The sequence below is a fragment of the Phascolarctobacterium succinatutens genome (assembly GCF_958453765.1).
Taxonomy (GTDB): Bacteria; Bacillota; Negativicutes; order Acidaminococcales; family Acidaminococcaceae; genus Phascolarctobacterium_A; species Phascolarctobacterium_A succinatutens_B.
The window spans coordinates 1-11,904 of sequence record NZ_CAUDZA010000039.1 but is presented as its reverse complement, the minus strand read 5'-3'; the positions used below and the strand labels follow the sequence as shown (position 1 = coordinate 11,904).

Annotated in this window: 11 protein-coding genes and 1 pseudogene; 11 read left to right on the top strand and 1 reads right to left on the bottom strand. The window is 46.1% G+C overall.

Annotated elements, in window-relative coordinates:
* From gcdB to Q7Q81_RS10660, 11 genes and pseudogenes are all read left to right on the top strand, one after another.
* Nucleotides 1-431 (top strand): annotated as a pseudogene (gcdB, locus tag Q7Q81_RS10710) (sodium ion-translocating glutaconyl-CoA decarboxylase subunit beta); the annotation flags it as partial.
* A 651-nt stretch (nucleotides 432-1,082) separates the two neighbouring features.
* Nucleotides 1,083-2,357, top strand: a complete 1,275-nt coding sequence (locus Q7Q81_RS10705) for an SLC13 family permease (protein ID WP_303713139.1) — start codon at nucleotides 1,083-1,085, stop codon at nucleotides 2,355-2,357.
* Between the two features lie 508 nt (nucleotides 2,358-2,865).
* The gene (locus Q7Q81_RS10700; RefSeq protein ID WP_304276038.1) at nucleotides 2,866-4,140 is read left to right on the top strand and encodes an SLC13 family permease; all 1,275 of its coding nucleotides are present in this window, start codon (nucleotides 2,866-2,868) and stop codon (nucleotides 4,138-4,140) included.
* Between the two features lie 190 nt (nucleotides 4,141-4,330).
* Nucleotides 4,331-5,404, top strand: a complete 1,074-nt coding sequence (locus tag Q7Q81_RS10695) for an efflux RND transporter periplasmic adaptor subunit (RefSeq protein ID WP_304276035.1) — start codon at nucleotides 4,331-4,333, stop codon at nucleotides 5,402-5,404.
* An 11-nt stretch (nucleotides 5,405-5,415) separates the two neighbouring features.
* Nucleotides 5,416-6,156 (top strand): ABC transporter ATP-binding protein, encoded by a 741-nt coding sequence (locus Q7Q81_RS10690; protein ID WP_304276034.1) that lies wholly within the window; start codon nucleotides 5,416-5,418, stop codon nucleotides 6,154-6,156.
* 19 nt (nucleotides 6,157-6,175) lie between these two features.
* Nucleotides 6,176-7,390, top strand: a complete 1,215-nt coding sequence (locus Q7Q81_RS10685) for an ABC transporter permease (RefSeq protein WP_304226701.1) — start codon at nucleotides 6,176-6,178, stop codon at nucleotides 7,388-7,390.
* A 269-nt stretch (nucleotides 7,391-7,659) separates the two neighbouring features.
* Entirely contained in the window at nucleotides 7,660-8,280 is a 621-nt protein-coding gene (nadD, locus tag Q7Q81_RS10680) for a nicotinate-nucleotide adenylyltransferase (protein WP_368502135.1), read from the top strand.
* Between the two features lie 7 nt (nucleotides 8,281-8,287).
* Complete coding sequence (gene yqeK / locus Q7Q81_RS10675) at nucleotides 8,288-8,869, top strand: bis(5'-nucleosyl)-tetraphosphatase (symmetrical) YqeK (RefSeq protein WP_304276030.1); 582 nt, start codon at nucleotides 8,288-8,290, stop codon at nucleotides 8,867-8,869.
* 11 nt (nucleotides 8,870-8,880) lie between these two features.
* A complete protein-coding gene (locus tag Q7Q81_RS10670) occupies nucleotides 8,881-9,969 on the top strand; it encodes an LCP family protein (RefSeq protein WP_304276028.1) in 1,089 nt (362 codons plus the stop codon).
* Between the two features lie 12 nt (nucleotides 9,970-9,981).
* Nucleotides 9,982-10,338, top strand: coding sequence for a ribosome silencing factor (rsfS, locus tag Q7Q81_RS10665; protein ID WP_304276026.1), 357 nt, complete (start codon nucleotides 9,982-9,984; stop codon nucleotides 10,336-10,338).
* Complete coding sequence (locus Q7Q81_RS10660; RefSeq protein ID WP_293390888.1) at nucleotides 10,331-11,257, top strand: CvfB family protein; 927 nt, start codon at nucleotides 10,331-10,333, stop codon at nucleotides 11,255-11,257. The genes rsfS and Q7Q81_RS10660 overlap by 8 nt, the downstream gene beginning before the upstream one ends.
* Before the next feature lie 57 nt (nucleotides 11,258-11,314).
* Here Q7Q81_RS10660 and Q7Q81_RS10655 read toward each other — a convergent pair.
* The coding region (locus Q7Q81_RS10655) for an energy transducer TonB (RefSeq protein ID WP_304276024.1) at nucleotides 11,315-11,904 on the bottom strand (590 nt) is incomplete at its 5' end.

Sequence of the window (11,904 nt, the reverse complement as noted above, 5' to 3'; positions counted from 1 at the left end):
GTAACCTGTTCAAAGAAGCTGGTTGCCTGGATCGTCTGTCCGACACCGCACAAAATGCTCTGATGAACACCGTAACCATTATGCTGGCTACTGGTACTGGTCTGACCATGAGTGCTGATGCATTCCTGAACTATCAGACTATCCTGATCATCATCCTTGGTCTGGTTGCTTTCATCGGTGGTACTGCTGCTGGCGTTATCTTCGGTAAGCTGATGTGCATTGTAGACGGTGGCAAGACCAACCCGTTGATCGGTTCCGCCGGTGTATCCGCAGTTCCTATGGCTGCTCGTGTATCTCAAGTTGTTGGCCAAAAAGCAAATCCGTCCAACTTCCTGCTGATGCATGCTATGGGTCCTAACGTAGCAGGCGTTATCGGTACTGCAGTTGCTGCAGGTACCATGCTGGCTATGATCGGTCCTGTTGGTAAATAATTTATACTGAAACTCCCCTGAGGACGCGCTGCAAGGCGCGTCCTCTTAATTTTTGCCTAGAAAGTGTTCTGGAATAATAAACTGTCACATTATGAACAAAAAAGATGGTGATTTTGTGTCCTCAATCAGTGGACATGCGCTGTGGGATTACATTTAATTCGAAAAGTAAAATTAGCACCAGCTGTTAAAAATAACTTATAGGAGGTACTAAAAAAATTGCGTGAATCGCAAACCCTTGATACAATGGGCTTTGGAGCAGAAAGCTGTAAATTATCAGAGCTAATTTTATAAAGAGAATTAAGATAATTTTCAGATAAAACTGGCATATGCATTTCAAAAATCATTTACTTAAAGTTTAACTTAATTCCGGAAAAGCATATAAAAGTATAAAAATAAAATACCATGATAGCAGTGTACATAAAACACAATATAGAAGTACGCAACAAAAAAACACTGTTTACGTTAATAATGTAAATTTTTCAATAAAATAACTTTTTATTTTACGCTTATAGTGTTATAATAGGTACATGGAAATGCAAGAAAATACATAAGCAAATTCCATAAGCTCTTTGAAAACTACATATTAATAGCTGATATAGAATGCCTCCCTCGGCATTGTATATAAATTAATTTTAAAAGGAGGAACATAAAATGTCCCCAGCAATCAAATGTCTTATTTTGTTGGCAGTAGTTGCATTATTATTTGTAACCGAACTTATCCCTCTCGCAGTTACTGCTACCGGCGCAGCTATCGCATGCGGCCTCTTAGGCTTGATTCCTGCAAAACAAGTATTCAGCGGTCTGTCTAACTCTACCGTTGTTCTGTTCGCAGGCATGTTCGTAGTTGGCGCTTCCATGTTCTACACCGGCCTTGCACAAGAAATCGGTAATACCGTAGTTAAAATGTGCGGCACAGGCGAAAACAGCCTGATGTTCGGCCTGATGATCGTTGGTACCGTACTGTCCGCAGTATTGTCCAACACCGGTACCGCAGCTTGCTTACTTCCTGTAGCACTCGGTATCTGCTCCGCAGCTAAGATTCCTGCTTCCCGTCAGTTAATGCCGTTGGCATTCGCTTGCGGTTGGGGCGGTATCATCACCATGGTAGGTACTCCTCCTAACATCATCGCTACCGGTGCTATGACCGCTGCTGGTCTTGAGCCTTTCGGTTTCTTCGAATTCGCTTGGATTGGTATCCCGGTTTCCGTAGCTGGTATGCTGTACATGATGTTTGTAGGCAAATATTTGCTCCCGAACAAACAACTTGATGCTGACCAAGAAATCGAGCAAGAAATCGAAGCAAATGAAACCTCCAAATCCAAACAAATCGTTTCCGGCGTTATCCTGCTGGCAGTTGTTCTGGTAATGGCTCTTGGCATTAAAGGTATCACTTTGGAAATGGCAGCAATCATCGGTGCTCTGGTTTGCGTACTGACCGGTTGCTTAACTGAAAAACAAGCATATGCTTCTATCGACTGGGTAACCATCTTCCTGTTCGCTGGCATGATGCCTGTATCTAAAGCAATGGATGTAACCGGCGCTGGTAAACTCATCGCTGAATGGACTGTTGGCCTGATGGGCGGCTCTCCTTCTCCGTTGGTTGTAACTGGTGTACTGTTCATCCTGTCCTGCGGCCTGACTCAGTTCATGTCCAACACCGCATCCGCAGCTCTGCTGTGCCCGATTGGTATTGCAATCTCCAAAAACCTGGGCGCTGACCCGAAAGCAGTTCTGATGGCTATCGCTGTTGCAGCATCCTGCGCATTCGCAACTCCGGTAGGTACTCCTCCGAACACCCTGGTACTTGGCCCTGGCGGATACAAATTCATGGACTATGTAAAAGCTGGTACCGGCTTGGTTCTGGTAGCTTTCGTAGTATCCTTGGTTGTTATCCCGATGGTATGGCCGTTCTTCCCTGGCAAATAATTTGTTAGGTTAGACGCTTACAAGCAAATCAATCCCCGTCACTTAGGTGGCGGGGATTTTTGTTGTTCAAAGTAGGGAACATACCGGCAGAAATATGTAATGTTAAGGGTGAGCATACAGACATATTTTTTATAAAAAAGTGTACAAGAGAACGGAATAATAAACAAACAAAATGATGTATAAATATGCAATAAGCTGAGTAGAAAAACATGTAAAGTACAGGAATAAAATAAATGAAAAAGGCTTGCAAATTTGTCAGAAGTGTGTTAAACTTAACACTGTTGACAATTAAGTAATTAAAGTAAGTGAAAAAGCCGATAAAGTAAGTTATGTAAGTGGAGGCTATTTTAAGTCTTCAATAGCATAGGAATTGTCGGAAATGTAAGTACTATAAATTTTTAATGATAGAACTTACTGATAACTTGTTGAATTATTTTATTGATGACCTTCAGTGTGTATAGTGACACACAGACAACAAAACATTTTTATTATTTTAAGGAGGAAAACAATGTCCCCAGCTATCAAATGTCTCATTCTTTTGGCAGTAGTTGCATTATTCTTCGTAACTGAACTTATTCCTCTCGCAGTTACTGCTATTGGTGCCTCTGTGGCATGCGGCCTGTTAGGCCTGATTCCTGCTAAGCAAGTATTCAGCGGTCTGTCCAACTCCACTGTAGTACTTTTTGCAGGTATGTTCGTTGTAGGCGCTTCCATGTTCTACACCGGCCTGGCTCAAGAAATTGGTAACACCGTAGTTAAAATGTGCGGCACCAGCGAAAACAGCCTGATGTTCGGTCTGATGATCGTTGGTACTGTAATGTCCGCAGTTCTGTCCAACACCGGTACTGCAGCTTGCATGCTGCCGGTTGCACTGGGCATCTGTTCTGCAGCTAAGATTCCTGCTTCCCGTCAGTTAATGCCGTTGGCATTCGCTTGCGGTTGGGGCGGTATCATCACCATGGTAGGTACCCCGCCGAACATCATTGCAGTAGGTGCAATGAATGCTGCTGGTATCGAGCCGTTCGGTTTCTTCGAATTCGCTTGGATCGGTGTTCCTATCTCTATCGCTGGTATGCTCTACATGATGTTCCTGGGCAAATATCTGCTCCCGAACAAACAACTCGATGCTGACCAAGAAATCGAGCAAGAAGTAGAAGCTAACGAAATTTCCAGATCTAAACAAATGGTTTCCGGCGTTATCCTGCTGGGCGTAATCCTGGTAATGGCTGTTGGTATCCCGGGCGTATCTCTGGAAATGGCTGCTATCATCGGCGCTCTGCTGTGCGTACTGACCGGCTGCCTGACTGAAAAACAAGCTTATGCTTCCATCGACTGGGTAACCATTTTCCTGTTCGCTGGCATGATGCCTGTATCCTCCGCTATGGATAAAACCGGCGCTGGTAAACTCATCGCTGAATGGACTGTTGGCCTGATGGGCGGCGCTCCTTCTCCGCTGGTTGTAACCGGTGTACTGTTCATCCTGTCCTGCGGTCTGACTCAGTTCATGTCCAACACCGCATCCGCAGCTCTGCTGTGCCCGATTGGTATTGCAATCTCCAAAAACCTGGGCGCTGACCCGAAAGCAGTTCTGATGGCTATCGCTGTTGCAGCATCTTGCGCATTCGCAACTCCGGTAGGTACTCCTCCGAACACTCTGGTACTCGGCCCTGGCGGATACAGATTCATGGACTACCTGAAAGCTGGCTGCGGTCTCGTAATCGTATGCTTCATCGTATCCCTGATTGTTATTCCGATGGTTTGGCCGTTCTTCCCTGGCAAATAATTTGTTAGGTTAGTAAGCTAAAATGCAAATCAACCCCTGTCACGAAAGTGACGGGGGTTTTTGTCATATGTGTTGAATTTTGTTAATGGTGCCATAAAAAAAACACATCTTTTTGCTATACTTGCTTTGACCTCAAAAAGAGTAGAGGTTATAATAGTAAAGGAATATATTTAATAATGAGGGATGCAAAATGATGAGTTTCGTGAAAAAGAATAAATATATCCTCGTAGCGGCTGCGATTTTGCTCGCAGGCAGCTATGGTGGCTATAAATATTATCAAAGCACGCAGGTTTCTACTGCTGCTGTTAAGATGGGCGAAGTAAAAAAAGGCAATATTGTAGAAACTGTTTCGGCAACCGGCGCCTTGAGCGCACAGGATAATGTTGATATCAGCTCCAAGATTACCGGACGAATTGTTGAGGTACTGGTTAAAGAAAACCAGCATGTCAACGCCGGTGACGTACTGGTGCGCCTTGATGCAACATCTTTGAACGCAACGCTGGCTCAGATGCAGGCCAAGCTGCATAACGCTCAGGCCAACTATGAGCGTAATCTGAACCTGCTGAACCGTGGTGCTATCAGCCAATCAACCTTTGACGGCGTGGAGGCCGATTATCTTGTAGCCAAGAGCAACTATGAAAAGGCTGCTTCTGATGTTAATGATACTGTTATTACCACACCGATTTCCGGTTACATTATCGGTAAGCCTACACCGGTTGGCCAGACTATCAGCTCCGGTATCAGCACACCGCAGGTTATTATGTCTGTGGCAACGCTGGATAATATGGAGATTGAAGCACTTGTCGATGAATCCGATATCGGTCAGGTGAAAGATGGACAGAAGGTTAAGTTTACTGTTGATGCTTATCCCAACGAAACATTTACCGGTAAGGTACGCTTGATTTCCCGCAGTGCAACTACGGAAAATAATGTTATCTATTATAAGGTTTATGTTACCGTTGATGATGCTAAGGGCAAGCTGCTGCCGACTATGACAGCAAGAACCGATATTATTATCAACGAAGCTAATGATGTAACGATTGTGCCTTTAAACTGCATATACAGTGAGGGCAACCGCCGTTACGTCAAGGTATATAACGAGAAGACTAAGGAAACACGTGATGTAGATGTAAAGCTTGGCCTGACGAGTGACAGCGAAGTAGCAGTTACGGCAACCGGTCTCAGCATTGGTGACAAGCTGCTGGTGAAGAAGGCTGTTAGCAAGCAGAGCAGTAACAGAATGGGCCCACCGCCGATGCACTAAGGAGGCGCTTTATGTCTGTTATCGAATTAAAAGATATTATGAAAACCTATCAGATGGGTGATAGTGTGGTACACGCGCTTTATCACGTAAATCTGAAGATTGAGCCGGGGGAATTTACTTCTATTATGGGACCTTCCGGCAGCGGTAAATCTACGATGATGAATATTCTCGGCTGTCTGGACAGACCGACCTCCGGCGAGTATTTTCTTGATGGCAAGGAGATTGCCGGTTATGATGACGATGAGCTGGCGCATACGCGTAATGCGAAGATAGGCTTTGTCTTCCAAAACTTCAATCTGCTGGCTAAGCTGACTGCGCAGGAGAATGTAGCCTTGCCGTTAGTATATGCCGGTGTAGACGAGGAAGAGCGCATGGAGCGCGCTAAGAAGGCATTGGAGGCTGTTGGCCTGGGCGACAGGCTGGAGCATAAGCCTATGGAGATGAGCGGTGGTCAGCGTCAGCGTGTGGCCATTGCCAGAGCTTTAATCAATAACCCGTCGATTATTATGGCCGATGAGCCTACAGGCAATCTTGATACCAAATCCAGCTACGAGATTATGGATATCTTTAAGAAAATGAATGAAAGCGGCAAGACGGTGGTTATGGTTACCCATGAACCGGATATTGCCGAGCAGACGAAGCGTATTCTGGTAATGCGCGACGGACAGCTGGTAAGTGATGAACGTAGCGGCGGCATGACTGATTATGCGGCCAAGGAGCTGCAGCAGATGCGTGACGGTACGCAGAGCTGATAAAGGAAGGTAGATATTTATGTTGAATGAAAGCATTAAAATGGCTTTGCAGGGCATGGTCTCGAATAAGCTGCGCACCTTCCTGACGCTTTTGGGTATTATTATCGGCGTTGGTGCCGTTATTGCGATGGTTAGCTTGGGCTTCGGCCTAAAGGAGAATGTCAAGAACAATATCTCCAAACTGGGCAGTAACCTGCTGATTATCACCTCCGGCGGCCGTACTGCCAGCGGCGCTCGTCTGGCGGCCGGTGAAGGCGTTAAGCTGACGTATGATGATATGCAGGCTATCGAGAAGCAGGTTGATGGTATTGCCAACATTTCGGCCAGTGTCAACAGAAGCTATCAGATGGTTGCAGGTAACCAGAACTGGACCAGCCGTGTTGAGGGTACAACTCCGAGCAACTTTACCATTTCCAGTCTGGAGGTTGAGGACGGACGCGTTTTGAACGAGCGTGACCTCGTAAGCCGCGGCAGGGTGGCAGTTATCGGTAAGACTGTTGCTGACAGTTTGTTCCCAGAGGGCAACCCGGTCGGCAAGATTATGCGTATCAATAAGGCACCGTTTCAGGTTATTGGGGTTTTGAAAAGCAAGGGACAGGGCAGCATGGGCATGGATCAGGATGACGTGGTTTATGTTCCTCTGACAACGGCACAGAACCGTATGATGGGTATTACAAATGTACAACGCATCGCGGTACAGGCTGAGAATGAAAACGTTATTAATGATGTGCAGGCCGATGTAGAACAGGTGCTGCGTACACGTCACAAGATTAAAGAGGGCGCTAACGATGATTTTACCGTAGGCAACATGGCGCAGATTATGGAAACTATGATGTCGACGGCTAACAATATTACGATACTTCTCGGCTGCATTGCTGCTATCAGTCTTTTGGTCGGCGGTATCGGTATTATGAATATTATGCTGGTATCTGTAACAGAGCGTACGCGTGAGATTGGTATTCGTAAGGCATTAGGCGCTACCTATAATAATATCTTGCTGCAATTTCTTGTAGAATCCATGGTAATTGGTATTATCGGCGGCACCTTAGGTGTAATACTGGGTATCGGTGCTTCCTGCATCATCAGCAGTATGGCAGGCTGGAATACAGTTATTTCCGTTTGGGCGATTGTTATCGCAGTAATCTTTTCGGTTGGCATCGGCTTGTTCTTCGGAATTTATCCGGCACGTAAGGCAGCGCTGCTTGACCCGATTGATGCTTTGAGATACGAGTAAAATAATATGATAAAGTGAAGAGTGGTTCTCTTCACTTTATCTCTAAAATTGGAGAAAAAATGACAAAACGAGAACCTAAACCCCCTACATTTAAAGATTACTTGCAGGCCTTTTCAGATTATCTGAGAAGGCCTAAAACTGTTTTTGATTTCAAAGACCGTACAAAGGGAATTTTATTGCTTATTGCGATAATAATTCTGCTGCAGAAGGTTGTACAAATGCTGAGTGATTGATATAATAAAATAATAGAAAAGTGTTGAGCAAGGAGGATGACTGTGACGGGAAAGGGACTTGGTATTTTAGGCGGGACCTTTGATCCTATTCATATAGGGCATCTGCGTATTGCTGAAGCTGTTTACGAACGTATTGCACTGGAACAAATTATTTTTATCCCGGCTTTTGTACCACCGCATAAGGTAGGACAGGATTATGCGCCGGCAGAGCATCGTTATGCGATGACCGAGCTGGCGGTAAAGCCTTATCCGCATTTTACCGTGTCGGATATGGAGCTGCGGCGTAGCGGCGTATCGTATACGATAGATACCCTGCGCGAGCTGCGGCAGATATATCCGGATAAGGAGCTTTATTTTATTATCGGAGCTGATTCGGTGGCTCAGCTGCATACATGGAATTCTATCAATGAAATGCTGCAGCTGGCAACCTTTGTAGCTGCCGGCAGACCGGGGTACGAAGGTGTGATGGAAGAGGTAGTGCATCATTTGGGCGCTGCTGCCGCAGAAAGAATTATGCTGCTGCATACACCAGAATATGATATTTCATCTACCGAAATAAGGACAAGGCTGCACGAGGGTGCGAGCCTGGCAGGCTTAGTGCCGCGGGCTGTGGAGCAATATATCAATACTCATAATTTATATCGAAGGCAGGGATGAAGCAGAAATGATGACAATAGACGAAATGAAACAGCTTTTGCAGGCTTCCTTGCCGCCGAAGCGTTATAAACATTCCGTACATGTTTACGAAACAGCTTTGGAGCTGGCAAAGTCACATAAGCTGCCGGAAGAAAAAATAGCGATTTGTGCACTGCTGCATGATTGCGGCCGTGAGGTTGCGAGCAAGGACAGTGCGGCCAAGGCAGATGCACTGGGAATTGCTATTGATGATGTAGAACGCAACCAGCCGATTTTGCTGCATGCTAAATTAGGTGTATACTATGCGCAGACCAAGTATGGTGTAACCGATAAGGAAATTCTGGAAGGTATTTCGCAGCATACAACCGGTGCTGCCCACATGACGGATTTGGCAAAGGTTGTATTTTTGGCAGATATGATTGAACCGGGAAGAGATTTCCCGGGGATAGAGGATTTGCGCAAGCTGGCACATAAAAGCCTTGATAAAGCAATGCTTAAGGCCTACAGCAATACTATTGAATATCTGCTTGCCGGCGAACAATTAATTCATCCGCATTGCATTGACGGTTATAATGAGCTGATGCTGGCGCAAAAATCAGATAACAAATAGGCAGGGCAAGTATGGAAGAAAATAATAATCAACAGCAGCCGGTAAAACGTCGCACCAGGCGTAAGTTTCGCTGGGGAAGATTGCTTTGCTTACTGCTTTTTGCAGGTCTTTTAGGAACAGCACTTTTTTTCGGAACCTGCTGGATTTATAACAATTTTATCAATCCGCCGCATGTAAGCGTAACTGCGGCAGATGATAAAATACGTGATGACCAGAAGCTCAATGAACGCATCAACGTTCTGCTGCTGGGAATTGATGATGGTGACAGCGAAGCAGCGGAAAGCGAGCCAAAGCGTACAGATGCGATTATTCTGCTGAGCTTTGATCCGCAGAATAATAAGGTAGCGGTTTTATCTATTCCGCGCGATACGAAGGTAATACTTCCGGGACACAAGGATCCTGAGAAGATTAATGCAGCCTATGCCTATGGCGGAGCTGTGATGGCAAAGCAGACTGTTGCTAATCTGCTGCGTGTACCTATACATTATTATGCGTTGGCAAACTGGCGCGGCTTTATTGATGTCGTAAATTTAATCGGCGGCGTAGATATTTACGTAGACAAGGATATGTATTACGAGGATCCCTATGCTGATTTGGTTATTGATATCAAGCATGGCTATCAGCATATGGATGGTGAAACTGCCGGTAAATATGTGCGTTTCCGCAAGGATGAGCTTGGTGATATTGGACGCGTGCAAAGACAGCAGAAATTCCTGAAGGCAGCGGCTGAGCAGATGTTTTCCGTGCAAAATGTAGCTAAAATAAGCAATCTGCTGGCAACGCTGGACAAATATGTAGAAACAGATCTTAATACCTTGACGATGCTTAAGGCTGCCAACAGCTTTAAACTGTTTGGTGATGATAAGCTGCGCAGCTGTATGCTTTATGGCAAATTTGATGATAGCTCCGGTGTAAGCTATTGGAATGCCGAGCAGGCTGACGTAAACAAATCCATGGATGAGCTGGGGATACCTTATCTTAAAGATGAGGAAGATACCGCAACAGAAGCAGAAGAAGAGCCGAAGGAGCATCTGCAGCCTAAGGATAGAGATGAATTGGAAAAAGAAGCAAAGCTTGCTGAGAAGGCAAGCAATAATTAAGGAGGATGTTTAATGGAAACTAAAGACATTGCAAAAAAAATTGCGGCTGCGGCCAATGACAAAAAAGCAAAGGATATACTTTTATTAAATATGGAGGGCTTATCTCCCGTTACCGATTTTTATGTTATCTGCAGTGCCGGCAACAGCACTCTGGTTAAGGCAATTGCTGATAATATCGAAGATAAGCTGGCAGAAGCAGGCGTGCATCCTACTCACAAGGAAGGCTATGCCGACGCACGTTGGGTACTGTTGGATTACGGTGATGTTGTTGCTCACGTTTTCCTGGAGGAAGAACGCGATTTTTATAATTTAGAGCAGCTGTGGGCAGATGCTCCGTCTGAAAGCTTTGTGGAGAATACGGATGATTGATAATAAAAAATTCAGCAGAGCCAAAAAGGCTCCTGTTGTTACGAACAATACGAAATACCGTCCCGGTGATGTAGTCAGTTTAAAGGTTGTGCGTGCGAATGAAAATGCCGCATTCCTTGACGCAGGCACCGGTAATACCTCTGACGATATCATGCTGCATAAGCTGCAGCAGACCTCTGAGGTTAATATTGGTGACGAGGTAAAGGTATATCTTTATCTTGATCCCAGCAAGCGTCTGACTGCCAGCATGAAGCTGCCGAAGATGCGTGAAGGCCAATTAGGCTATGTACGTGTGCTGAGCGTTACCCGTGACGGCGGCTTCGTTGATATCGGTGCAGAGCGTGGCGTTTTCCTGCCCTATAGCCAGATGCGCGGCCATGTAAACCCCGGTCAGCTCGTGTGGGTAAGACTGTATCGCGATAAGAGCGGTCGTCAGGCTGTGACGATGCGTGTAGAAGAGGATATGGTGAAAGCCTCTAAGCCTGCAGAGGGCTTGAAAATCGGTGATAAGGTTACCGGTACGATTTACAACATTCTGCCGGAGGGCTTCTTTCTTTTCACTAACCAGCGCTTTATTGCCTTCCTGCATCGCAGTGAAGTGCCCGGTGGCAGACTTGACTTCGGTCAGGAGGTTACCTGCCGTGTAACCTATCTGCGCGAGGATGGACGTATTAACGTTTCTATGCGTCTGCAGAAGGAGAATGCACTTGTTGCGGATGCTCAGGATATCTATGATTTCCTGGTGAAGCGCAATGGCAGCATGCCTTACTGCGATTCTACGCCGCTGGAGATTATCAAGCAGAAGTTTGGTATCAGCAAGGCTGCTTTCAAGCGTGCGTTGGGCCATCTGATGAAAGAGGGCAAGGTGCGTCAGGAGAACGGCTGGACCTATCTGACGGAAGGTCAGCAAGAAAAGTAAACTTAATATTTTAGGCAAAAAAAACCTGTTAGCTGAAACTCAGCTAACAGGTTTTAATTATCTTAGTCTGAAGGTGAAAGGTAAGCGCAAATAGCAGCGAACCTTTTGGCCGTTAGTACCGACAGCGCTGGTGAAGCGCCATTTATAAGCGGCATTGATACCTGCCTGGTCGAGGTTAGCGTTACCGCTGGAGCTTACGAGGGTAACCTCATCAACAGTACCGTTGGTGTTGACCAGAAGACGTACAACGCCTGAACCGGTGATGCCTGCATTGCGTTCTGCAGCAGGGTATACAGGGTCAATCTTGCGGATAATACGCGGCATAACAGCTACTGCGCCGTTACCGTTACCGTTGCCGGAACCGTAACCGCTGCCATTGCCTGTGCCGTGACCACTGCCGTTACCGCCGCCACTGCCGGAGCCTGTGCCGGGGCCGACACCGCTGCCGTGGCCGCTTCCCTGACCGGTGCCGCTGCCCTTACGGGCAACCTTTTTCACAGCAGCTTTTTTATGTACAGGTTGAGGCTTGTTGTCATCGTTTTTCCAGATAGCCTCTGGATCCGGTGTAGGCTCTTCCTGCACATCTTCTTCAGTAGAGTTTTCTTCGTCATTTGCATTACTGTCTTCGATGTCGGCATCGTTGCCGC